19 protein-coding genes are annotated in these 25637 nt (G+C 40.6%); 3 read left to right on the top strand and 16 right to left on the bottom strand.

Going from position 1 to position 25637, the window contains the following annotated elements; all coding sequences use genetic code 11:
- Positions 1–490: 490 nt before the first annotated feature.
- Together G7074_RS20160 and G7074_RS20155 are read left to right on the top strand one after the other, a co-directional pair.
- Positions 491–2677 carry an alpha-galactosidase gene (locus G7074_RS20160; RefSeq protein WP_166210916.1) on the top strand — a complete coding sequence of 729 codons (2187 nt, stop codon included), beginning with the start codon at positions 491–493 and terminating at the stop codon, positions 2675–2677.
- A gap of 54 nt (positions 2678–2731) precedes the next feature.
- Positions 2732–3724 (top strand): FAD:protein FMN transferase, encoded by a 993-nt coding sequence (locus tag G7074_RS20155; RefSeq protein ID WP_124559348.1) that lies wholly within the window; start codon positions 2732–2734, stop codon positions 3722–3724.
- Positions 3725–3863: 139 nt separating this feature from the next.
- Here the strand turns inward: G7074_RS20155 and G7074_RS20150 are convergent, their stop codons facing one another.
- The 15 genes from G7074_RS20150 to G7074_RS20080 all read right to left on the bottom strand — a co-directional run bounded on the left by G7074_RS20150 (position 3864) and on the right by G7074_RS20080 (position 24090).
- Positions 3864–6059, bottom strand: a complete 2196-nt coding sequence (locus G7074_RS20150) for a PepSY domain-containing protein (RefSeq protein WP_166210913.1) — start codon at positions 6057–6059, stop codon at positions 3864–3866.
- A gap of 15 nt (positions 6060–6074) precedes the next feature.
- Entirely contained in the window at positions 6075–6563 is a 489-nt protein-coding gene (locus G7074_RS20145) for a DUF2271 domain-containing protein (RefSeq protein WP_124559350.1), read from the bottom strand.
- A 3-nt stretch (positions 6564–6566) separates the two neighbouring features.
- Positions 6567–8075, bottom strand: a complete 1509-nt coding sequence (locus G7074_RS20140) for an ankyrin repeat domain-containing protein (protein WP_124559351.1) — start codon at positions 8073–8075, stop codon at positions 6567–6569.
- Positions 8076–8255: 180 nt separating this feature from the next.
- Positions 8256–8726, bottom strand: a complete 471-nt coding sequence (locus G7074_RS20135; protein ID WP_124559352.1) for a hypothetical protein — start codon at positions 8724–8726, stop codon at positions 8256–8258.
- Between the two features lie 10 nt (positions 8727–8736).
- Complete coding sequence (locus tag G7074_RS20130) at positions 8737–9117, bottom strand: LytTR family DNA-binding domain-containing protein (RefSeq protein ID WP_124559353.1); 381 nt, start codon at positions 9115–9117, stop codon at positions 8737–8739.
- 208 nt (positions 9118–9325) lie between these two features.
- Positions 9326–10621: an esterase-like activity of phytase family protein gene (locus G7074_RS20125; RefSeq protein ID WP_124559354.1), complete on the bottom strand. Its 1296-nt coding sequence runs from the start codon at positions 10619–10621 to the stop codon at positions 9326–9328.
- An 88-nt stretch (positions 10622–10709) separates the two neighbouring features.
- Positions 10710–12377, bottom strand: coding sequence for a S1C family serine protease (locus G7074_RS20120; RefSeq protein ID WP_166210910.1), 1668 nt, complete (start codon positions 12375–12377; stop codon positions 10710–10712).
- An 87-nt stretch (positions 12378–12464) separates the two neighbouring features.
- Complete coding sequence (locus G7074_RS20115; RefSeq protein WP_166210907.1) at positions 12465–13601, bottom strand: TlpA disulfide reductase family protein; 1137 nt, start codon at positions 13599–13601, stop codon at positions 12465–12467.
- 65 nt (positions 13602–13666) lie between these two features.
- Positions 13667–15088 carry a PKD-like family lipoprotein gene (locus tag G7074_RS20110; protein WP_166210904.1) on the bottom strand — a complete coding sequence of 474 codons (1422 nt, stop codon included), beginning with the start codon at positions 15086–15088 and terminating at the stop codon, positions 13667–13669.
- Between the two features lie 10 nt (positions 15089–15098).
- Entirely contained in the window at positions 15099–15908 is an 810-nt protein-coding gene (locus G7074_RS20105) for a DUF4843 domain-containing protein (protein ID WP_124559358.1), read from the bottom strand.
- 28 nt (positions 15909–15936) lie between these two features.
- Positions 15937–17427, bottom strand: coding sequence for a RagB/SusD family nutrient uptake outer membrane protein (locus tag G7074_RS20100; RefSeq protein ID WP_124559359.1), 1491 nt, complete (start codon positions 17425–17427; stop codon positions 15937–15939).
- A 31-nt stretch (positions 17428–17458) separates the two neighbouring features.
- Positions 17459–20791 carry a SusC/RagA family TonB-linked outer membrane protein gene (locus G7074_RS20095; protein WP_166210901.1) on the bottom strand — a complete coding sequence of 1111 codons (3333 nt, stop codon included), beginning with the start codon at positions 20789–20791 and terminating at the stop codon, positions 17459–17461.
- Between the two features lie 273 nt (positions 20792–21064).
- The gene (locus tag G7074_RS20090) at positions 21065–22201 is read right to left on the bottom strand and encodes a FecR family protein (protein WP_166210898.1); all 1137 of its coding nucleotides are present in this window, start codon (positions 22199–22201) and stop codon (positions 21065–21067) included.
- A 186-nt stretch (positions 22202–22387) separates the two neighbouring features.
- Positions 22388–22987: an RNA polymerase sigma-70 factor gene (locus G7074_RS20085; protein ID WP_240916367.1), complete on the bottom strand. Its 600-nt coding sequence runs from the start codon at positions 22985–22987 to the stop codon at positions 22388–22390.
- Between the two features lie 230 nt (positions 22988–23217).
- Positions 23218–24090, bottom strand: a complete 873-nt coding sequence (locus tag G7074_RS20080; RefSeq protein WP_166210895.1) for a sugar phosphate isomerase/epimerase — start codon at positions 24088–24090, stop codon at positions 23218–23220.
- A 144-nt stretch (positions 24091–24234) separates the two neighbouring features.
- On the opposite strand from G7074_RS20080, the gene G7074_RS20075 reads away from it, so the two are divergent.
- Positions 24235–24825, top strand: a complete 591-nt coding sequence (locus G7074_RS20075; protein WP_124559364.1) for a hypothetical protein — start codon at positions 24235–24237, stop codon at positions 24823–24825.
- 109 nt (positions 24826–24934) lie between these two features.
- Here the strand turns inward: G7074_RS20075 and G7074_RS20070 are convergent, their stop codons facing one another.
- Positions 24935–25636: a superoxide dismutase gene (locus tag G7074_RS20070; RefSeq protein WP_166210892.1), complete on the bottom strand. Its 702-nt coding sequence runs from the start codon at positions 25634–25636 to the stop codon at positions 24935–24937.
- Position 25637: the final 1 nt, after the last annotated feature.

Raw genomic sequence — 25637 nt, 5'->3', positions numbered from 1 at the left:
CATGCTGAACTTGTTTCAGCATCCCTAATAAGAGTCCCTGAAATAAATTCAGGGTGATGGAATAACGGAGTTTCCCTGATTACATATTCTCTCACCCTGTCGCAAGTTTTATCACTCCAACCCAAGCCCTGACCTGAATGTGCCTTTGTTAAATCAAAAGATCGATCTCTATCCTCCTCTTTCCTCTAATAATCTATAGGGCCACTACGTTGCGCTAATCAGGTTATAAAGGGATTATCAGATGGTATTGTCCTACTTTGATGATGCTGTACCAAATTTTAGCGAAGCAACAAAGATCTTTTGTATAATCGGGTTAAATTATGTTTAGTAATGGTTAATTTCGGTTACTAAACAAAAGTACATTGTTTACATTTTTACCAGCTGATATTTAAGTTTTTCGGGCGCATTGAGGTATGTAGATGCTTAACCTGCCCAAATGCTTATATCTGCTACAGAACCCTACCAAAAAACAGGTTCATTTAAAAGAATTATGAGCAAAAAACAACTCCACCTATTTTTACTATCGATGACACTCTGCGCAAGTACTTATGCCCAAAAAACAATCGAAATTGCTACAAAGCACAACGTACTCATTTTAGAAACAGATCAGGATCAATCATTATTATCGACTTACCTGGGCAAAAAACTGGCCAACAGCGACGAATATCCCGGCATACAAAAGTTAGATAAGTATAAACCCGGATCTGACGACCTCTTCAATAAACGCGAAGCCTACATTGCATCGGGCTCAGTTAACTTACTCGAACCTGCTTTGAGTGTAACCCATGCCGATGGCAATAAATCAACTGTATTAACCTTTAGCGAGGTAAAAACAGAACAGCTTGATCAAAACCGAAAGTTAACGAGTGTGGTACTGAAAGATGCGAAATACAATTTCAGGGTTACCTTAAAATACCTGGCCTACTACAACGAAAATGTAATTGAGCAATGGACCGAAATTACCCATCAGGAGAAAGGCAGTGTGGTGTTAAATAAATATGCTTCGGCAAACCTAACCTTAAGCGGCAAAAAATTCTTCTTAAAAAGCCACTACAGTGGTGCCACACGCGAAATGCGATCGGAAGAGCAGCAGCTTTTACATGGTATTAAAACCATCGATTCGAAGCTGGGAACCCGCACCAATTTACTTCACTCCTCTTCGTTTATGTTGTCAATCGATCAGCCTGCTACCGAAGACCTGGGCGAGGTAATAGCCGGATCGCTGGAATGGACCGGTAATTTTAAACTCGAGTATGAAACTTTCGACGAATATTATGTTCGCGTTACAGCGGGGATCAACAACTTTTCTGCTAATTACACACTTAAATCGGGCGAAAATTTCGTTACTCCACGTTTTGTTTATACCTACGCTAACAATGGGAAAGGCGAAGCCAGCCGTAACCTGCAAAACTGGGCACGCACTTACCAGCTGGCCGATGGTAAAGGCGAACGATCGACCATCTTAAACAACTGGGAAACCACTTACTTCGATTTTAACGACGAGAAATTAAACGACCTGACCAAAGACACCAAAAAACTTGGGGTTGATGTTTTCTTGCTTGATGATGGCTGGTTTGGCAACAAATATCCGCGTAACGGCTCAACATCTGGCCTGGGCGACTGGCAGTACAACAAGCAAAAATTAAAAAATGGCATCAGTACTTTGGGTAAAGAAGCTACCGCAAACGGTGTAAAATTCGGCATCTGGATTGAGCCCGAAATGGTGAACCCCAAAAGCGAGCTTTACGAAAAACATCCCGACTGGGTTATCAGGCAGCCCGAACGCAAAGAATATTACATGCGCAATCAGCTGGTGTTAGATTTAAGCAATCCAAAAGTTCAGGATTTTGTGTACCAAACGGTCGAAGATCTATTTAAAGAAGTACCCGAGCTGGCCTTTATTAAATGGGATTGCAATTCGCTCATCTACAATGCCCATTCGCCAACTTTAAAAAACCAGGATCATTTTTACCTGGAGTATATCCGCGGGCTGAACAGTGTATTAGAGCGGATCAGAAAAAAATATCCTAAAACCCCAATGATGCTTTGTGCCGGAGGTGGTTCGCGGGTAGATTATGCTGCACTGAAATACTTTACCGAATTTTGGCCTAGCGATAACACCAACCCTTACGACCGTATTTTTATCCAATGGGAATATTCTTATTATTTCCCTTCAATCGCAGTTGATAATCACATCACCGATATGGGTAAACAGCCAATTAAATTTAAAACCGACGTAGCCATGATGGGTAAACTGGGTTACGATGTGCGTGTAAATGAACTGAGTAAAAACGATCTGCTTTTCAGTCAAAACGCAGTGCAAACCTACAACGGTTTTAAAGACATTGTTTGGCATGGACAGCAATACCGCCTGCAGGATCCGTACGAAAATAAAATCGCCTCAATTGCCTATGTTGATGATGCAAAAAACCAGGCGGTAATTTTTAACTATTATGTGGCTACCCTGTTTACCAATGGTGTTATTTTACCCATTAAATTAAAGGGTTTAGACCCTGCCAAAAAATATAAAATCGAAGAAATTAACCTTTATCCCAATACCAAATCGCCTATTGATAAGGATAAAGTATATTCTGGCGATTTTTTAATGAAAGTTGGTTTTAATCCGGAAGTTAACAGCAACAGAACCAGCGTGGTTTTAAAGGTACAGGCACAATAACAATAGCCAGAAACCGGCATTTAGCGCTATATTTACAGCGAATTGTTGATGTAAATGAAAAGAATACTGCTAGCTGCCCTAATCCTGTTGTGTTTAAATGCCAGTGCACAGATCATTAGAAAAAGGACCACACTTTTAATGGGTGGCCGCTTCGATATTACCATTTCGGCCGGAGATGCTCTTTCGGCCGAAAACAACATTGATACTGTTATTGCTGAAATTAGCCGGATAGAAAACCTCATTTCCGACTGGAAAAGTACTTCTCAGGTATCGGCAGTAAACCGAAATGCAGGCATTGCACCGGTAAAGGTAGATGCAGAACTATTTGCCTTAACCGAGCGTGCCATTGCCCTTTCTAAAGTAACCAAAGGTGCTTTCGACATTAGTTTTGCAGCTATGGACCGCATATGGAAGTTTGATGGCTCTATGACCAAAATGCCAGATCCCGAAGCAATTAAGCGATCGGTAGAAAAAGTAGGCTACCGCAACATCATCTTAAATAAACAAAACTCCACCATCTTTTTAAGGTTAAAAGGAATGAAGATAGGTTTTGGTGCTTTAGGCGAAGGTTATGCTGCCGATAGGTGCCGTAAAATGATGCTGGCCAGAGGCATAAAAGCAGGTATTGTAAATGCATCGGGCGATATGAGCACCTGGGGCAAACAGCCCAACGGCGACGACTGGAGCATTGGCATTACCAACCCTATGAAAGAAGATACTTTACTGGCTGTAATTCCGCTTAAAAAAAATGCGGTTGTAACCTCGGGCAGTTACCGCAAATTTGTAGTATTTAACGGCAAAAGATACGCTCATATCATTAATCCGGCTACAGGTTACCCAGCTACAGGTTTAATCAGCGTAACGGTATTTGGGCCTAGTGCTGAAATGGCTAATGGTTTAAGTACCTCAACAATGGTTTTAGGTAAAATTGCCGGCTCCCAACTGATCAAAAAATACCAGCAGTACAGCTACATTATCATTACCGACAAAGGCGAAATTCTGACTTCGAAGGATATTAAATTGCCAGGCCATGCGATTGGCAGGTAGTAATAAATTAAATCCTCAAAAGAAGATCGTCATCTCGACTGAAGCGTAGCGGAACGGAGAGATCTTTAATCAGATTTAGCTTCGCTGAGCACTGCGTGGTTCTCAATTACGTCGAGTTTCCCTCGAAATGACGAATCATCTAATAACAATCGGTTAACACCTGGTTACGCGATTGATAAAATGATAATGGATGCCCTGTTTTTTCGTGGCAAATTTCTTCCAGTATCTGCACAATATCTTTTTGCATGGCCAGCGACCCGCAGATCATTACCACAGCTGATTGCATGAGGCTTTCGGCTACAAAGTCGGCTTCGGCACGGATCAGATCGCTCACATACTGCTTTTCACCTTCGCGCGAGAAAGCAATATTAAAATCGCTCACCTTTGTATCAGACTTCATTTCTACTAAAAACTGCTTAAAGGGTTCGAATGATGAATTCTCCCTGAAACCACAAAACAAGTGACATCGTACTTTAGCAGCATTCTGGTTAATCATCCCTAAAAACGGGGCAATACCTGTACCATTCGAGATCATAATTACTTTACCAGCCTTTGTAGGGAAATGAAAATGTGGGTTTTTAACCACTTTGGCTTTCAAAACAGCTTCAGGTTTAAGATCATGTAAAAAACCAGATCCCAAACCATCGGGATGCAAACGCACACTTAGTTGTATTGCATTATCAATCACGCCAATGGAATACAGTCTTTCACGATGATCGTTTGCAGGATAAATAGCCAGCAAATCGCCTGATTTTGCTTGCAGCTTACCTACAGCATTCAGTTTAACCTGAAAAACACCTTCCTTTTTGGCCTGACCTGTGTTCGATTGAACGGTGAATTTTTTTAACTTTTTAGGCTTCGCTGCTTTTTGAGTTGAAAGTACATTCACCTCGATACCACTCATTTGCGACCAGGCTTCTTCCCATAATTGTAAATCCTGAGGCGATTTATCGTTCACGGTATGGATGTCGATCAGCGGAGTGGCCCAAGACTCCTTAGCAAGACTGTTGTGCACATCAAAAGCGAACTTACAAAAATCGGGATAGGCTTTTGATCCAAATCCCAAAACCGAATAATTCACGGCTTGGATTTGTGGTGTTTGAGCTAACTTTTTCAAAAACCTGCCACCATTAGCAGGTGCATCGCCCAATCCGTACGTAGAGGTAAAAATAATCAGCTGCTCTGCTTTCGGAAAAACGGTATAATTGTTTAAAGTAGTGATGTACGACTTTTTGCCCTGCTTAAACAACAGTTTATGGAGGGCATCGGCATAACCCTGGGTGCTGCCGTTTTCAGATCCGGTTAAAATAATATAGGTAGCATCAGCAACCTTGTACTTATTCTTACTGCGTTTAGATATCCTTTTTAAAGTAATGGCAAAACCCGAATAGATAAAAAACAAAATCCCGATCGACGATATGCCCAATACCACCACCCAAAGCACATTGGTTCTGCCGGTGTGGATATCGAGACTTAAATTACTAAGCAATAAAGTAAAAGGATACTTATTTTCGGCCAGCACCTCGCCGGTGAGCTGGTTTACGGCAATTTCGCGGTCTTTAAGCGTTAGGATAAAATAATCCTCCACATCTTCTGAAAAAGGGAATTCAATGGATTGTACTTCGGCCAGGCTGATACTTTTAAAAACTGTAAAATCTTTCAGGCTTTTTACCGGAGTAGCTTTAAGATTATCAAGATTAACATCAACACTGGTTTTAACCGTTTTTAAAATCCCCAGCGTATTTAATGAAAGATAAGTGCCACTGATGGCAATAATCAGAATTGGAATGAGTAAAATGCGCCCTAAAATTACGTGGTAATACTGCGAAAAACCATCCTTTTGTATTTTAGCGAAAAAGCGCCTGATACCCCTTTGCCTTTGGATGGTAAGCAAAATACCCGAAATGGCAATGAGCGAAAGTAAAAATGCAGTTAAACCAATAAAAAAACGACCGGTTTCGTGCAGAAAAAGCGAACGGTGCAAAGTGGTTACCCATTGAAAAAACTCATTCTTTTTTCCTGGTGTTCCTAAAACATTGCCCGTTTTAGGGTCGATATAAGCTTTTACATCATCTCCGTTGTTATCAATAGCCTGCAATAATACAAATTGACCGTTCTCTACCGTGATGCTGGTAATTTCGCTGTATTTGGTTTTAAGAATGGGGATAACCGTGGCTACATCGGTACTTTGGAGGTTACCTACCCCGTAAGGTTTCATTTTTTGGCTGATAGGCTCAGCTGAAAGGATAATGCCGGTAACAGAAGCAAGTAATAGAAAAATAAAAGAAGATACAGCCAGGGTTAAGTGACTGTATCTCCAAACTTTAGTAGTCATAGTTTTAACTGAATTTTAATTCGCGCTAAAACGTACGTATCTGATAAATCCTGTACCATCTGTTTTGGCAGAAAGTGCCTCGGCAGTTAATGGAATTTCGAGATCTTTAACGAAATATTCTTTGTCTTCAACCGCAGTTTCGAAACGCAGTTTGTAACCGGCATTGATTTTAGCTTTTTCGATTTCGATAACAGAAACACCACGGTCGCCACCTGTTAATGAAGCACCGGTAACAGCGCTGATATTGGTTGGTTTTTGAGCGTAAAATTTATGCCACTCTTTTAAGCTGTTGTACCATTTCTTATCAGAACCCAGCACATAAAGCGTTTTGTTATATTGTCCTTTGGCATCAACCAGCGAAATAACGATATAAGCACCTTCGCCCATATAGCTCTTCATCTGGATCATACATTTGTATTTCGCGGTATTTTGTGCACTGGCCTGTGTCGGTTTAAAAAATGCAAGTACGCAAAAAAGTAGTGTTATTTTAATTAAGTTGTTCATATTCTATTTTAAAAAGCTTAGTGATACATTTCCTTTGGTTAGCGATTCATTTTCGCTGGCCAGGTCAAAAGCACTCTCATCGAAACTGGTTTTAGCTTCTTTTTTAGCACCAATGGTTAAAAGGTATTTTAGCATCACATCGTCTTTAGAGATCATTGCAGCTTTATGTAAAGGGGTTATGCCTTCTTTATTTGGGCTGTTTACGTCAATTTTGAAATCCTGCAAACGTTTAACCAAAGTTAAATCGCCTTTGGCAACGGCTAAATGATATAGCGTATTGCCGTTTTTCTGCGCTGCAGCCAGATCGAAACCTTTAGCTTGCAATAATTTAAGTTTACCTTCAAATTCTTCAGCTTTAGAAGGTCCGCCAGGATTAAAACCACGGCCTGCCTCTGCACTGCTATATGATTGAATTAAATAATAAGCCAGATTGTTGCCATCCTTATCAGTTGTTTTTAAATCGGCACCTTTAGCCAGCAAATAAGCTACTACTGCCGGTGAGTTACTGTTAACCGCCATAGCCAGGGCACTTAGTCCTTTGGTATTTATCTGGTTAATGTTTTTCACTTTTGGCAATAATAAAGCCAGCACTGCGGTATCGCGATTAGTGGCTGCAGCATACATTAAAGGTGTGTTGCCATCGTTATCAGCTTTGTTTACATCAACTCCCGCTGCAATGAAGTGGGCAATAATATCGTTTTGTTTGGGTTTACGAACCAATGCATGCAATACATTACGACCTTCTTTATTCGTATTGCCTGGCTTAATTTTCAGGCTTTCTAAATATTGGTAAACTTCAATGCCGTTGCTGCCCCTGCGGCTGCCTTCGCTTGCAGTAATCAACGCAAACTGATCAACCGGGATGCCTTTTGCAAGTAAAGCTTTAAGCACTTCGATATTACCACTTCTGGCTACATAACCGAAAGCATTTAAACCATCTGCATCGGTACTTTTTAAATCAAGTCCTTTGCCAACAAAATAATCGGTCAGTTTAAAATCTTTATCACTGCCAATTGCAAGTAACAAAGCATTTGCACCACTACCGTTTACATCGGTTTTTAAATTAGCTCCATTGGCTAAAAGTAAATCGTAAATTTTGGTATTTTGCTGACCAGAACCGGCGGCAAAAGTTAATGCGGTAACACCGTGGCTATCTTTTAAGCCTACGTTAATGCCTTTTGATAATAAATAACTTAATATTTCGTCGTTCCCTTTGTTTGCAGCCCAGTGTAAGTAAGTACGGCCATCGTGTGTAAGTTTGGTTACCTCGTTTCCCGGCTGAACCAATAAAAATTTAATGGTTTCGTTAGGTGCATCGGCATTAATAGCCATCACCACCGGATCAAAGCTCGAACCGTTTAACTGGGCAGGCTTTGCTCCTTTTTCGATTTCGGCTTTAACACTGTTTACATCTGGTTTGCCTTGCCAGAAAGCCTGATCGAGCAAGCTGTTTTTTTGTGCCTGTGCAGAAACAGACCATAATAAAGTTAGGCCTAGTAAGAGTTTTTTCATTTTGGGGATCTACTGATAAGATTTAACGCCTCAAAACTAACAAGAATTAGTCTAAATAAAAACTCAAACAATAAATTATTTGTAGGAAATTAAAGAATGAGAGAATTAATAAATTAGTGAATGATAGAATGGCTTTAAATTCACTCATCCTAAATTCCAACATTCAATCAATAATTACCTTTAGGCATACCTATCTGCGGTACGCGATTTAACTACCTGATAATGGGTTGAAGCCTTGAAATGACGTACCTTAAATACAAGTTCTGTTTCACGTTTGGCCAAAGCATGAATACCTGGTGTGAAACGTTGTTTAAAGCGATCGGGACATACATCTTTATGGCAAAGTACTTCGTAATTTTTTTCGCTCTCTACAATAACTTCCTGTACATACTCGGGCCATTGTTTTTTAATGAGCTTTGGTAACCAGCTAAACTGTTGCATGTCAATCAGCTCTCCCATTCCTTTAACAGCATCGGCAGGCATCTCCTCGCCTTCAATCTGCCTCCAGCTTTCGCTATCATCCTGATTTATTATACCAACCACATCACTGCCCGAAAGTACCAGCCAGGGATCATTCATGCTTACACGCATTAATTGATAGGTAGTATTGGCTAAAAATTCATGTTCAAAGGAGTAAGAGAGCTCAATCATAATTTTTATTTCAGTTTTTTATGGGCAGATTATTCAGCCGCATCAATGTTTCTATGGTACCCGAAAAGCGTTTCATGGATATGGGTTTCCCCAGATAACATTCAAAATCCGAATTGGTTTCCTTTACGTCATGCTCCAGATTTGAAGAAGCATAAATAATAAACCTGGCTTTTGATCGGAGATGTACCGAGAGTTCTGTGCCTGGCATCCCGTCCATATCAATATCCAGAAAAAGAAAATCAACTTTATCGCCTGTACCGATACTTTCGAGGGCATCAATCGGGTTATTAAAATTTTTGGTTACTCTTAAAAAGCGGGTGTCGTTAATGTAATCCGTCAACACATCAATAGCATGTTGCTCGTCATCAACAATCGCACAAGTGTAATACATATGAATAAGTTAAGATAGACAATACAAATCTTGTCAATGTCTGTCTAATTTACAACAGTTGTAGCAAAAAAGGGTAAAAGTACGGTAGCTAAACGTCTTTTTAGCGCCAATAACCTACACCTAATAGTTGTAAACACTTATTCAAAAGTAATTACCTCCTTAAAAAAGAAGGTTTTAGCCACATACCAGGGGCATATGGCTAGATATTTTAAAGTTTAATTTTCACAAAATACAGGCGGTTTCGATCTACGGCATTGGTTAATGGCAAAATTTTCTGTGCAAATCCGCTTGCACCATTATCAACCACACCAAAATCATCATCGTTAGAAATCACCAAAATATTGCCGGGAAGTAACGCCAAACCTTCAGCTTTATCGTGCGGATATACTGCTGGCAAATCTTTCAACAAATCTAAAACCAGTGTTTTGGTTACAGGTACAACACCTGCAGCACTTAAACCAGCCGCATTGTTAAGTTCCTCGACAGTTTTTCCGTCGTAAAGTTTACCTGTAGCACCATCAGCGGCATCTGAAATATCGGTTGCGTTACTGATATCAATTTTAAACACTTTTTTAAAGGCTGCCGGATTAGTTGCAGCACCGCCAAAAAGCCCATCACGTTCGATAGTTAAGAATGTGGTGCTGTTTACTGCTACAATATCGCTTACCCCGGTTAAGGATACATTATCCATTAAGTAAACGTATTGTTTGGTTGCTCCGGTTGCAATATCGAAGGTTAAAATCCTTAGCACTACCGAATTTGCAGTGGCGGCTTTTGTAGGATTGTACATTGGCGACTGCATCATGCCTACCAAAGTTTTGCCATCAGGGGTAATGGCTAGTCCTTCCATGCCACGATTGGCTCTCCTATTAGTGAACACAGCCGGAATTTTACGACCGCCGGTACCTGTTCCAAAAGGATTAATACGCTCGATGGTTTTACCTGAAGCATCGAAGTGGGCAATATGTGGCCCGTATTCATCGCTAATCCAAAATGAACCATCAGCAGCCCTTACCAAACCTTCTGAATCAATTCCATCAGCGCTTGGTGCAATTACCTGTCCGTTTAAATCGTAGGCAACCTCACCCGAAGCGCCCATACCGGCAGGGTTAGGAAGACCGTTTAACTTACCACCCGTAGCATTTTTCAACTCGATTACCTGTTCCAATACCAGTTTACCGTCTTTAAGCCTGAATTTACCAATCTGTGGATCAAAATCGGGTTTACCGATAATGATGGAATTGGCCAGTTGTCCGGCAACGTTCGATCCCCTATCGGTAAGCATGTAAAAAACATCGGGTGCATTTGGGTCGGTGGCAACAGCCGAGCCAAAACCTCCATTGTATACTTTTACACCAGCAGCCGTGGTAAACAAAACCGAAGGATCTGAAGCTTCAGCCATATCGGGATAGCTAATGTCAGTGGCAGGTTCTTCGTGGTTCTTTTTGCAGGATACCATGCCAATGGCTGCTGCTGTAAATAGAGTAAGTAATTCTTTTTTCATTTAATCGTTTGTTTAAAAACAAATGAACCAAGTGAATATGAAACTACTGTTAAGCCTGCAACAAGAATCTAATTTTGGCCAAAACGTCTTATTTAACATGTTCAGTTACAAAATTATAAATCACAATGGCTGGCAAAAACAAAGCTGCCGTTCTGCTAAAGCGGGCAATATTTAGTCCACAGAAATTGCCTTTGGTATCAAACACCGGGCTACCATTTAAATCGGGTGTGAGTGCCAGATCGTTTGCATGCACTGCGTTAAAGCCATCGCGCCGCGCCGATTTACCTCCAGCAAATTTTTCGGCCGGATGGTTTGAACTTCCCTGCCCAATTCCGGCTAGTTTTACGGTTTTAACAAAAGGCTTTCCTTCTCTCGTCCATTTCAGGGTAATTTCATCATCAGGCCAGTATTTTACCATAAAAGGTACGAAATCTGTTGATTTAGCAATCGCCTGTCCATCTATGCTTACCAATTCATCGCCCATTTTTAATCCAGCCAGTTCGGCGGGGCTTTCGGCTTTAATAAGCGAAAATACCGCCGGACTGGTATTGTAAGCCACCATTGCCCCAAAATAAGGCATGGCCGACACCTTGGGCAGGCTTAAAGTTGTACTACTCCATACACTCTGTAAATAAGTTGCATCGTATTTCGCTGTAAAGAGCAATTGTCCGACAGGGTTTTCGCCAATTGCAGGTTTTATCCCTTTCAAATCAATTCCACCTTCAACGGCCTCATTCAAGCCCAGCAATATCAAATCGTTCTCTTTATCGCGTGCAATTACCGACAGATTAAGTGTTTTATCGTTAAATTTAAGGCTAATGGCTTCACCAATCATGCTGTTTTTGGTAACCAATACTTGTTTGTGCGTCCCTGTAGCATCAGTTAGGTTAAAAAGTGTAGCACCAATCGTTTTCACCTCACCATTAAACCTGCTGCTTACCTCGAAACTGGCATTTTTGAATTTTGGACTAAACTTTACTTTAGCAAAATCAATCTTACCGCTCTCGGTATCTTTTTTAATCTGCTCGGCGAGGTTATCAACTTTAACCAGATCGGTTTGATCGGGAAAGGCGGTATAAATTTTCTCCTGTTGCAAAGCCGACCAATATTTACGGTACAAATCAACAGGAATTTCGAAATTCATGTCTTCAGCTACATCAATGGCACTGTGTAAACCAATTACCCGCCCTAAATAATCGAACAAAGGTCCGCCTGAATCGCCAGGCTCCATTTTACAGGTTGACTGGATGAAACCATAAGTATTTTTCACCTCGGCAATCTTCCCCAGTCTTAAGGTGGGCAATTTCTGGTTTAAACTTTCCGGATAGGCAATGCTGAGACACATTTCATTTTTAACAAGGCTTTGCGAATAGCCCATTTCGGCGTAAGGCCAGTTGCCTTTGGTTAAAATCTTCATCATGGCCACATCGGGTGCACCCGGAGTTTCTTTCACTTCAATTTTGCCCAAAGCTTCGGCAATGGCTTCGCGGCCATCGGTAAAAAAAACTTTGTAATTACGGCCGGGCTGTACGGTATGTGCAGCCGTTAAAATATAACCATCGGCACTTACCACTACGCCACTAAATTGTGCAGAGGTACGTTCGTTACGCGTAGTATCAAAGCCCCACATCCTGACGCTTGCGGGGTAAGCCTTTTTAACTGCAGCAGAAATGATGCTTTCTACCTTTTGCTGTGCAAAAACGTTTGTAGAAAACAGCAACACGCATAAGGCCAGTAGCCTAAAATGTCTCGTCATAAATAGTATGTTAGTTTTTATTGTTCCTCAAAAAAAGAGGCCATCCAACTTGCGGACAGCCTCTGAGCGTTATTAATGGATGAATAATTAGTTATTGAAAATTTCGGCCAGTTTTTTATTTAAAGGTTCGCCCCTTAAGCCATTGCCAATAATTGTTCCGTCACGATCAACCAGGAAACTGGCAGGCACAGCCCTTACACCATATAAACGGCCTACTTCGTTGTTCCAACCTTTTAAATCGGAAACATGCAACCAGGGCAAACCATCAGTTTCAATGGCTTTTAACCAGTTTTCTTTCACATTATCCAACGAAACAGATAAAATCTGGAAGCCCTTATCTTTGTACAGGTTGTACTCTTTAACCAGATTGGGGTTCTCGGCACGGCATGGACTGCACCAGCTTGCCCAAAACTCTACCAATACTACTTTACCTTTTAAACTTTCTAAAGAAACTGGTTTTCCCAGCACATCGTTCTGTGTAAACAAAGGTGCTTTGGCTCCAATAGCCGTTATGCCATTGGCTGCTATGCGTTGCGCAAGTTCTTTTCCCAGATCGGTAGCACGTAATTCTTTACTTAAGGCGTTGAATACGGGTTCTACTTTCTTTACATCTACTTTTGCCCCTGCCGACTCGGATAAAGCCACTAAACCAAAAAATGAATTGGGATGATCTTTTGCAAATTGGAACTGTTTCTCCTCGCGGGCTTTGATGTTGTTGCGGTAACGGGTATCAACCGCTTTCATATAGGCAGGATCTTTTTGCTGCTCGGGTGTTCCGCTATTGAAATCTGCATTTACTGCTTTGGTTAAAGCCATAATGGTGCCGCCAATGGTTTTGTTGTAAGCAGCATATTCGTTATATACTTTCGAACCGGTAAAGCTTGCATTATCTAACGAATCTTTTGAGCTGATTAAAACCTGCTCTTTGCCAAAGTAGAAATAGATTACATCGCCAGTATATACCGCGCGTTGTTTGCCTCCACCGGTATGATCGAGTGCCATACGGGCATAAGAAATACCTGAAACATGGCCAGTAAAGCGGAAAGTTCCGTTTACCACTACAGTCGAATCTTCGTGGCTCACACCATTGTCCATATAATCGATGTAAGCTTTTGCCGGGGCATTCAGGGTGCCTATTTTGCCGGAAAGGCTAAAGTTTGGTGTTTGTGCCCAGGTTAAAACCGGGAATAATAAGGCCAGTACGGCTAATTTTATGATTTTCATTTGTACGTTCTTTATGGTTAAAATTTCCATGCCCGACCTTTTTAAAAGCCACTCATGGAATGAGGTTATTTTCTGATTGCGATGTCTACAGGAGCACCTGGAATGCCTTCGATCTTTTTAATGAATACGCCGTTCATTCCGGTAGCTATGTTTAGAAAAGAAACGGTCTGCTCTGTTCCTACCATCAACGTTTCTTCGTCATCGCTAAGTTTTAGCATGGAAATCGTTTTCCCGGTAAAGCTTGTGGCGAGTTCTCTGAGTTCTTCATTTACAGGATTATACCGATAAACTTTACTGCCATTGGCAATATAGATTACTCCATTTTTAGCACCGCTCCATTTTGTATTTTCGTTGATCAGCTCCTGGCGCACAAAAAGGCGTTTATGCTGAGGGGTAAAAGTAAACGGACCATTAAACTGAACATTAAACTTAAGTTCGTAAATCTTTCCGTCGGTTCCCTTGCAAAAGGCAAAACAATCTGCGTTATTGAGCTGCTCTAAATGGACAAGATCCATACCTACATTGGTAGGATCGAAAGCAGTTGTTGTGCTAACCGAGTATTGAGTACCAAAATAAACAGGCGCTCCATATAGATTGATCCTGACAAATTGTTTCCTGTTCCGGTCGAAACCAATAAAATAAGTGGCTGATTGCGTAAAGCTCATTACAAAGGAAGAAGCCAATTCATAATCGCCATCAGCAGGTAAACCAAACATGCCATATGTAGCAGCCTGGTCCCAGGTACTGGTGGTGCCTCCGTAGAATTTGCCGTTTACCACTCCCATCATTACCCCCTGAGGGTGTGATATCAGGGAGCCGACTTCAAGATTATCAGGTGTGGTAAAAAAGTTATTCTTTAGTGTATTGGGGTATTTCGGATCCTCCTGCATGGTATTTGGCTCCAGCCTGATACCTCCATTTTTTGTAATAATCCAATAGCCCAATAAGGTACCTCCGGTAAATATATTTCTAAGCAGAAATAAATTTGTAGGGTTTGGAGGCAGATCCTTGCCTTGCATGGCCCTGTATAAACGTGCCTGCACACTACCGTCAGGTTTTACAAATGAAAACTGCGTTGTTCCGTTTTCTATACTCAACACTGTTGTACCACTGGCAAATTCTGTCCCGCCATCTATGTAAAACTTATGGAAATATTTCATTCCGTTGGCTTTGTTGAATACGGTTAAGCGGGCAGCATATCTTTTAGCCTGCAAACCAAATATGATTTTTAATGCGGGTCCTTTATAAAGCACATCGTTTCCTTCAATTACACTGATTCGCCATTCAAGGTCTACATTGGCAGCATCGGTGCCTTCTATTTTTGGTTTGATGATCAGACTATCGCCCACACTGGCTGTATAAACAGAATCGAGATTAATCACCTTAGGCTCGACAGGCATATTGATTTCGTAATTACCCAGGTCTTTATGACATGCGGCAATAGAAACCACTGCTACAATTAGCAATATTATTTTTTTAATATCCATGTTCCTATATTTAAATAACCTCATTGCCGTTTTCATCTATAAAATAGTATTTACCATTTTGCATATTTTTCCGCAAAAGTGTTTTTTTGGCCGGATTCTTTTTATTGTAGAAATAGTATCTATCTGTATTACCGATAGTTACTGCTTCAATCACATATCCTTTTGCTTCATTTTTGGTAACCCAATTAAAAGGATTGTTTAACATCGTGGTTAACAAGCCTATATAATAGAGGTTTTTTGGTGCGTCCAAACCGTCGGTTGAGAGTGAGGTTTGTCCGGTCACCAGAATGAACAATTCATGTTTGGTTCTCGAATAAGGTGGAAGCGGCCAGGTATCCCACCAACCTGGTTTTTCGAGTTTGGCCGAGAATACGACTTTTGCCCTAATCAGGTAAGGATTTTCTATGCCCAGATCGGGTGTACCAGTTAATTTGATCAGTATCGAAACCGATCTGTTTTCGAGCTCCTTATCCTTATTATAAATTACCAATGGAATGTATCCTATTCCCCTGTTAGGAAGAATGGAATATTGGGGTTTTAGTGTTTCATAATGAACGCCAACAGTGGCTGTAGAAGAATCAGCGTCTACCCGTGCACTAAACTTCCTTTCTTCAACGGTCCTGATTCCTGATAAACGCACTGGTAGCCAAACAGTATCCTGAGCTAATGTAGGGTTGTAGGCAAAAGTTCTTACGATGCTGTCTTTATCACCATTATAAATATCGAAATAAACATTGGCGTTGTGATCAAAACGCATCTCTTCTGCTTTTTTGCAGGAAGCAAGGCAGAATACCGCGAATATTAATATATATTTTTTCATAATTTGCTATTCAAAAATTTCACATGTTTTATCTGCCACCATAAACGATTTCATCGTTAGGCAGTGGAAGTACGAAAATATTATCGGAAGGAGGAATAATTATGCCGGTTTGCCCTACAATACCCCTGTTTAGCCTTTTGTACATATAAAACAACTGCCCTTCTGCCAGCCATTCTTTACGTGCATCTTTAAGTAGCTCTTTTAATAAATCTTCTTCACTGTTTATGGATAAAGGATCGCCAATTTGTCTGGCTTCACGAACCTGCGTAAGGTAATTGACTGCGATTGCAGGATTGGTGGAGTACGAACACTCAGCAGCAATGTAATACATCTCACTCAGCCTGATTGCAGGTGCCATCAGGTAATGAAGATTTGCGTTCACCTCAGCACTTAAGGGGTTTCTGCGGTATTTAACAATATCATAAGATCTCGACGATTGATTTGAAGTAGCAGATAGCCAGTATTTGTAGCGCGAATCACTCGCGCCAGCTGTTGCCTTTTCATAGATATAATCAGCAGCATCCTCAATTAAATAAAAACCTCTGGTACCACTTTGAAACCAATTGTCTTTTATTTCTTTTGCAGCACCAGGTATATACCATCCGAAAACAAGTTCCTTGTAAAGGATACGGTCTTTTTTTGAATCTTCAAAAGCCTCAAAATCACTTTTTGCTGTCCATGGGAATTTTTTAGAATCGATTACCTCCTTAGCATTTGACAAGGCTTTCACTTTATCATTTTTATAAAGGTAAACCCTGGCCAATGTTCCGCATACTGCGTAATAATTCATACGGTGCCTTCTGTTCTGTAAAAAAAGACTAGCGTTTTTCTCCTCTGTATTTTTCAGTGTATCGCTAACCAAGGGGTAGTTTACAATATAACCGGCGCTCCGGATGGGATCTGCTGTTAAAAGCTGTTTTGACTCTTCCAGATCTTTGATGATTAACTCGATGGCTTGCGACACTGTAGACATAGGAGTAATTTCCTTTGTATACTTGCTGGCATACGGAATTCCTTTTGCAGCAGGGTTTCGCAAATACGATGGAGCAAAAAGACGAAGCAGGTCAAAATGTAGGTAGGCCCTTAATGCAAGTGCTTCTCCTTTTACAATGGCATAATTTGAACCGGTAAAAACATTCCTTTTCGCATCAACATTTTCAAGGATCAAATTACAGTTTACAATGGAATTATATAAACCAGCCCATATTTTATCCTTCCTTTTGATAAACTCGCCATGTTTATAATTGTACAAGGAGGTCTGCCTGTAATCCTGTCCGTCATCACGCATCGAAAAATTTTGCGCCAATACCTCGGTTGTACCGAAGGTAAGTTCTTTACCATAAAGATCTGATTCGGTACTGCGGTTGTACACGCCATTTATTGCTTCCATGAAACCGTTTTCGGTACTGAATAAAATTGGGGCGGCGATTTCTGATTCCGGCTCAATTTCCAGCCATTTCTTACAGGAACTGAATAACCCTGTTACTAAAATAAGGCAGATTAATAATCTAATATTCATGTTTTTTATTTTAAATCTGTGATTAAAAAGTTTAAAAAGCTGCTCTAACAGAAAAGGTTAAACTCCTGGTAAATGGGTAATTAATACCTCTTTCTTCTTTCACCGACGACCAACGTACAAGGTCGTTTGCAGTTACCTGAAACATCAAACTTGACATTGATAGTTTGGATGCTATTTTTTTACTCATGTCGTAAGAAAGGTTAACTGATTGAAGGTTGATCAGATTATCAGGCTGTATAAATCTTGAACTTACATCGGTCTCGCCGATATCAGCTATATTTTTGTAAAAAGAGAGGTCACCAGACTTCTTCCATTTTTCTTCAAACACGCGGCTGTCTACATTATAACGTGGATCTGCATTCTCAACACGCTCTACCAGGGTTAAATTATATTTGTCGCCTCCGAAAAAGGTTTGAAACTGCACATAAAGGCTAAATCTTTTGTAGTTAACCGTTCCGCCAAAGTAACCGCTCACTTTAGGGTTAGGATCGCCAATTACAACGTAATCGCGCTTATCATAATCGTAGGTTATGCTGCCGTCTTTTTTGAGGTATAACTCACGTCCGTTTTCCGGATCGATACCCAATGAACGTACGCCATAAATAGCATTGAAAGGTTGTCCCTCGCTAAAACGAAGTAATGGAATACCCCTGTAGCCGCCTTCTCCAGGTTTTACCGACTGCAGTTCATCGGCCCTATCGTTATATTTCTTTAAGGCATTCGAGATCCTTACCACCTTATTTCTGTTAGAAACCATACTGGCATTCAGGTTTACCGACCAATCTTTGCTCCTCACCGCATCTATTGTAAGCCCTAATTCCGCCCCTTTGTTCTCCATATCTCCAAGGTTTTCTTTATAAGATAAGAAGCCTGTTGATGGAGGTAAGGTGATATCGGCCAGAATATCTTTGGTAAACTTCTTGTATACCCTTGGCGTAATCATGATACGGTCTTTAAACAGCCCGATATCTATACCAATATCCGTCATCCGTGTTTTTTGCCAACCCAGGTTTTCATTACCATAACTGTTTACACTCGCACCAATGCCTGATGAATACCAGTTTCCGGTATTATATTTATAAATGGTCCGGGATAAATAAGGATCAAATTCCACAGAACCAGTGAGACCTGTAGAGGCCTTTATTCTCAATTGACTGATTACTTTATTATCCTTAAAGAATTCCTCCTGATGTACATTCCAGCCTAATCCGAACGACCAAAACGGAGCCAATCTGTTGTTCACACCAAACTTCGAAGAACCATCCACACGAACAGTTCCATCCATCAGGTAACGGTTTTTGTAGGAGTAGTTCATGGTGACGAAAGAACCGAAAAGCCGTGCTTTTTCGAGCCTGCTCAATGGTTTTCCATCTTCGGCATATCCTTTGGCAAATCCTATACTGGTAAAACGATCGTTCGCAAATCCGATTGCAGTAAATTCTTTTTGATCACGAAGTTCTGTCCTGGCGTTTACACCGATCAGTGCATTAAAATAATGGCCGCCTATCTGCTTTAACCAGGTTAGCCTGATATTACTGTCCCAATAGGTTTCTTTCATCTCCCTATTCATGTACTCTCCCTTTTCGTCAATTTTATCTGAAGTGTACAGATAATATTTATTAGCCATGGGAGATGTAAATACATCATCGGCATTTGATCGCGTGGTTACGCTCATCTGAGCCCTTAACCTCAGATCCTTTGCAACTTCCAGATCGGCAGAAAGGTTATCAATGATTTCGGTATACTTTGATTTATTAAAACTACTTAAACTGGCATCATACAGTGGATTAAACACATATTCTTTTGATCGGTCCTGTTTTTCGTAGACATCCGAAATTCGCATAACCATGCCATTCGCATCTTGCAAAGGGTAATAGGGATTCATCCTTACATAACTTGAAAAATCACCGTATGGCGATTCGGTAGCCCCTACCTGGGTTACAGATAATTCATTTCTAAACTGAATTTTCTTAACGTTGTACTGGAAACTCATTCCACCTGAATACTGGTCTCTTTGAGATCCTTTCATTGCTCCAGGTCTTGTTTGGTAGCGTAGGTTAACATTGTACCGAAAGGCTGATGAACCTCCATCAAGATTTACAGCATGCTTATTCCCGATCGTATTACGTAAGGGTTGAGAAAGCCAGTAACTGTTAACACCACCCACAACATTGGCTTTTTTGTGGTAATAAATTTCATCCAGCTGATCCTGAGATACCTGTTGCTTAGCAGAATTATATAATCCTGCCAGAACTTCATAATCCAGTTTTTGAGCTGCATCTAAAACCTGATAATCGCTTAGATCTGCCGCAGTTAGATTCAATTCGTAATTGTATTCAACCCTTAGTTTGCCTTCCAAAGGTGTTTTAGTAGTGATCACAATTACGCCATTGGCTGCGCGCGAACCATAGATAGCGGTAGCAGCAGCGTCTTTCAATGAGGTAACAGAGGCAATTCTGTTAACATCAAGGTCAAACACTTTCTGCACACTTACTTCATATCCGTCAAGCATGAAAACCGGCATATTGGCTGTTCCAAGAATTTCATCTCTTCTAAGTACCTGACCATCACCACTAGGTAATGCTGAAGCGCCTCTGACATTAATAGACGGAATTCTATTTGGATTGGAGCCGGCAAGGTTATTATCAATTAGTTTAAACGATGGGTCGAATGTGCCTATACTTTGAAGCAAATTTTGCGGATTTACCCTTTTCAGCTGATCTCCGGATATCGTAATGGCATTACCGGTATAGTTATCTTTCTTGATGGCCTGATAACCGGTAATCACCACATCGGTCATCTGCGTCTGTTTAGCCGTGAGCCTAATATTCAGTGTTTTGCCCGCGCTTGCTTTAGCTTCCTGTATTTCGTAGCCCACATAGCTAAAAACAAGTGTAGCGCCTTCGGCAACCGTTACTTTAAACTCGCCTTTCTCGTTGGTTACGCCAATACTAGCGCCGTTTTTTACGGAAATATTAACACCTGGCAAGCTTTCGTCATTGTCTTTATCTACCACTTTACCTTTAACTTCGATCTGGCTGGCTACAGCAAGCGATTCCAGGGGTTGGTTCTCTTTATTGCTGATTACAATGGTTTTGTTTACAATATTAAAATTGAGATTTAGCCCTTTTAACGACAAATTTAAGGCCTCGGTTAGACTGGCATTTTTTAACTCTACAGTAACCTCGGGCTTGCCTTCTAAAAGCTGACCTTTGTAAAAGAAAAAGTAACCGGTTTGTTTTTTAATCTCCTTAAATATCGTTTTTAACGGAGCTGTTCTAAGGGATAAGGTTACAGTTTGCGAGAATGTGGCGGCAGAAATATGCAAAGCGCCGACCAATAGTAATATAGCAGTCAATTTCATGACCAATAAAAATTTAATCCTTACCCTCCGTATAGCGCATACGGGGTTGTAAAGGGTTGTTAATTTCATACCTTTGTTTTGAATGAGGTTAATAAATAGCAGCTGGGTTTCGAAGCAAGCTGCTGTGTCCAAAATTTCTACCGGAAGCGTTACTGCGCTTTCGGTTTTTTTTGCGGTACGAAATTAGATTTCAGGTAATTTTTTCATCATACAGTTTAGTTGAATTAGTTGATTAATTGTTTGGTTTACTGCCTTTTTAGCGACGGGCAAAGTCTATCTGTTTTTACTGCCAGATACAGTGAGCACTTTACCTTTGGCATCAATATGAACGTGGTTAAGTTCCAATATTTTGAATACTTCGGATAAATTGCTGTTTCTTGGGATTTCACCCACATATTTTTCGTCGGTTATTTTGCCCTGATATACCACATCAAGATCGTACCAGCGCGATATTTGCCGCATAATGGTTTTCAAATCGTCGTTATCGAAAGCAAAAAGATCGTTTTTCCAGGCCAGCTCTTTATCCACATCCACATCCGGGTTTATGCGGAGTTTTGCATCGGCAAGGTTAAATAGTGCCTGCTGGCCAGGTTTTAGTTTTAAGCTGTTTGTTCCATTCGAAACATTCACGGCTCCTTCTAAAAGCGTGGTTTTAACCAATTCTTCATCACTATAGGCATTGATGTTAAAATGTGTACCCAATACTTCTACTGTTTGCTGATTCGTAGCAACCCTGAATGGTCTGTTTTTATCTTTTGAAACTTCGAAATAAGCCTCGCCCTGAAGCGTTACCCTCCGTTCGTTCTTAGCAAACGTTGAAGGATATTTTAAAGTGGAAGCTGCGTTTAGCCAAACTTTTGTGCCATCGGGTAAGGTTACCTGATATTCGCCTCCTCTTGGGGTCGAAATTAAATTGTTACTAATAGTTTGATTGGCGTTACCGGCAGCATCTTTAATGATATATTCGAGTTTACCATTGGCTGTTTTACGTACAACAATACCATTCTGCATGGCTATTTGACCGGTTTTGGCATTATCCAGATCAATAACAGAACCATCGGCCAGGGTTAAAATGGCTTTATTGCGACCTGGCTTAACATCGTTTAAAGTACTTACTATAAGCTGTTGTTGCACATTGATGCGTGTTACCAGGTAAAGACCAACACTCAGGCACAACAAGATACTGGCCGCCACTGCAATGCGTTTATACAGCACCAGCTGCTTTGCCTTTTTTCTGCCCTGTTGCAGCTGTTGCCAAACCTCAGCCTGGGTAGCGGTAATGCGTTGTTGCTTTGGCGTATCGCCCTCAAAAGGAAGTTGCTGATACCATTGTTCTACAATGGCTTTTTCATTGGCGGTACAATTACCTGACAAGTACTTATCCAACAATCTTTTCGCATTTTTCTCCATTAACAACAATCTTTTAGGGTTGATTAATGTATATACGGCGAAGGGTATAGCCTGGGGGTACGCGGAAATATATTTTTTTTTACATTTTTTTCAGCAGACACAAAAATTGATTGCCCCATTTCACAAATCTTACACCCAAAATCTACGAATTACTACCTTCACCCGACCTAAAAGCAGTTTTTTGCTTTAATGATAGGTTTTAAGCATAAAAATAAGATAGGTAACCAGTCCCAAACGCGAACGTAAAATTTTAAGTGCTCTTTTCACCTGCGTTTTTACCGTTAACTCGGAAATTTCGAGTAATTCGGCAATTTCTTTATGGGTTTTATTCTCCATGCGGCTCATTAAGAAGATTTCGCGCATTTTAGGGGGTAAAGCATCTATTTCGCGTTCTATTAAAGCAGCCATTTCTTTTTCACGCACCAGGTAATCGGTTAATACATGTTCCTGATCCAAATAGCCCTGTAAGGAACCAATATATTTATCCTCCACTTTCTGATGTGCAAAAACATCAATCACCCTATTTCGGGTGGCCGCATACAAATAGGCCGACAAATTACCATCGGGAGCTACCTTTGCCCTTTTGATCCATAAAGTTTCGAATAACTGCTGTACCAGGTCTTTGGCTTCTTCCTCGCTGTTTAAGCGTTTACTGGCGTGGATAAACAACAAGCCGTAAAAACGGTTGTAAATTTCGGTAAAAGCCAGCTCATCATCCTTAGTCAGTAAGAAAGCTAGTTCATTATCTGAAAATGAGCTGTAAGTGTCCATCGCAATCGGTTGCAAAGATAATACTATTAGGCCAGTTTGTACTGAAATTAACAGTAAACCGAATGTAGTTTTATATTGATAGGCAAGTAATTAAAACAAAAAAGGTTAAAAACTTTAATAAATCAGTTTCAACAATCAATTATCTCTAAATATTAATCCTTACTGGTTGTATTTTTAAACCTTTAATATCTTTCAACAACAAAAACCCCTTAAAAAGAAGCAAAACCTTGCCATTTACAAATATGTTATCGTTTTTCTGCATCAACTTCGGCCAGTTGTGCCGATAAATATCTGTAGGCACCCGGTATTTCTACCGCAGCATTGCCAATGCTTCCTTCAATAAAAATAAGGCCTTTGTAATTAATGTCGCGCAAGGCACGAAAATACGGCTTAAAATCATCGCGCATTACCCCAGGTAGTGTACGTTTTTCTTTTTCGGCTACTTCGCAGTACCCTACCAAGCCTTTTGCAGCCCGTATTTCATCAGGCGATTCTCCTTCGCGCATCATGTGAAAAATATCTACATTGAGCCTAAAATTGGGATGATTTACCCTTTTTACAATCTCGGCAGCCGATTTAAGTGAAGTAATAAAAGTAGTTTCAGTAGTTTCGAGATTTTCGAGCGCTATTACTACTTTATATTTTGCCCCAAGCTGCCCTATTTTTTTACAGAGTGCCACAAAATCTGTTTTAGCTTTAGCCAGATCGTAACCTACCGGAATGTTACGCGAACCTCCACTGCCTAAAACAATCAGCTTTACACCTGCCTGCCCTGCCCTCGAAAATACCGAATCGGCATACGATAAAACCCTGGCTTCTACCACATCGGGACCTGCTATTTTAATGTTCCCCGGAAAAAACAGGTTACACACAGTTACTTTACATCTGGCAGCCTTTATCTGTTTCAGGTTGGCATTAAAAGCATCGTCGGTTAAGCCCGGGGCAAGCATTTTCCTTACCGATTCGCCAATCATGGTAAAACCGCCGGCATGGGCAATGCTGTCTTGCCCTAAGCCCGACATAATACCTAAACGTTGGGCATACTGTTTATCAGGTGCAAAACTGGAAACGGTTAGCAGTGTTAAAAAAGCAAGAAAAGTTAAATAGCTAATTCTCATATCAATTTGGTTAGGGATGGTTAATGATAAAATTAAAGATTAAATTATTCAGTTTCATCCTGTATTGTCCTGCTTCCAAAAAAAAATCTGTTAAAACTTCTTTGATCCGTTTGCAAACCTATCTTTGCAAAAAAAATTAAATACATGTCTGAAATTAATCAATATCCGGTTCTCGATTATCTGGTAAACGTATTGAAAAATGCCATCGCCGATTCGAAAGTTGAAAAACAATCACAAAATGTATCTGTAGTTAAAGATGGTAACGATATCATCCACGTAGAACAATTGTTTGATGAAACCGGCAACCATGCAAAAATTGTAATCACAGATAAAAAGTTAATCGTGATCAGCGAAGATTTACTTGAACCTTTGCAAACCATCCACACAACAGTAAAAGGAAACGAGGACCTGAAAAAAGAATTGCAGGCTGCTACAATCGTTATAAACGGCTTGGATATTGAAACTGAACTTGTATTTCAGGCTGCACGCGATTGTTTTGACGAATTGAGCGATAGCTATGAATTTAGCAAAAACGTTGAAAAAGAGGTTTCTAAATTAAAAGTAGCGTTAAAATTTGGGGCTAATCCGCTCGAATTGATTATTGTAAACGATACTACAGCCATTCATGTTGCACCCAATTTTACCAAAGCACTTGATGCCGGCGTAAAAAAAGCCATCGAAACTGATGTGGCTAAAGTGCAAAATGCATTGAACAAACATTTCAAAAAAGGATAATTGCCTTTATAAATTAGCGGAACTCCCTATCCAGGCGAGTTCCGCTCTTCTAACCAAATATAACCTGCAGAAAGCAGGGCTTCTTTAAGCCATTCAAATGGCCTTGTAATCAAGTTAATCTGCCTGCTACTACATCCCAATCTACCACATTCCAGAAATTAGCAATATAATCGGCCCTTTTGTTCTCGTATTTGAGGTAATAGGCATGTTCCCAAACGTCGAGCGCGAGTAAAGGAATGCCTTTCACTTCTGCCGAACTAAACAAGGGATTATCCTGATTGGCCGTAGAGGTGATTTTAAGCTGCCCTTTATCATTAACCAGCCAGGCCCAGCCGGAGCCAAAACGGGTGGCTGCTGCTTGTGCAAATTGTTCTTTAAAACGATCAACCGAGCCAAAAGCTTTATCAATGGCCGTTTTTAATTTCCCTTCGGGTACTGATGCACTACCGGGCTTTAGCGTAGCGAAAAAGAAATTATGGTTCCATGCTCCGCCACCGTTGTTGCGCGCTTTAGCCGAAAGACTGGCTGCATTTTCGAAAAAAGTTTCGACAGTAGTGTAAGGTATTTTTTCGGCCACAATGGCTTCGTTTACATTTTTAATGTAAGCCGTATGGTGCCTGGTATAATGGATCTCGGTGGTAAGCGCATCGATATAAGGCTCGAACGCATTAAAGGGATATTTTAATGGTTCCTGCACAAATTGCAAAACTGCTGGTTTAGCAAAAGCATGCGATAAAGCCGGACTTAAAGCTGCTCCTGCAGCAAGAGTAAGGGATGTTTTAATGAAATGCCTCCTGTTATTTGTTCTCATT

The organism is Pedobacter sp. HDW13, assembly GCF_011303555.1.
In the GTDB taxonomy this organism is placed as follows: Bacteria; Bacteroidota; Bacteroidia; order Sphingobacteriales; family Sphingobacteriaceae; genus Pedobacter.
The sequence above is the reverse complement of the archived record's forward strand: the minus strand, read 5'-3'. Positions and strand labels throughout refer to the sequence as shown.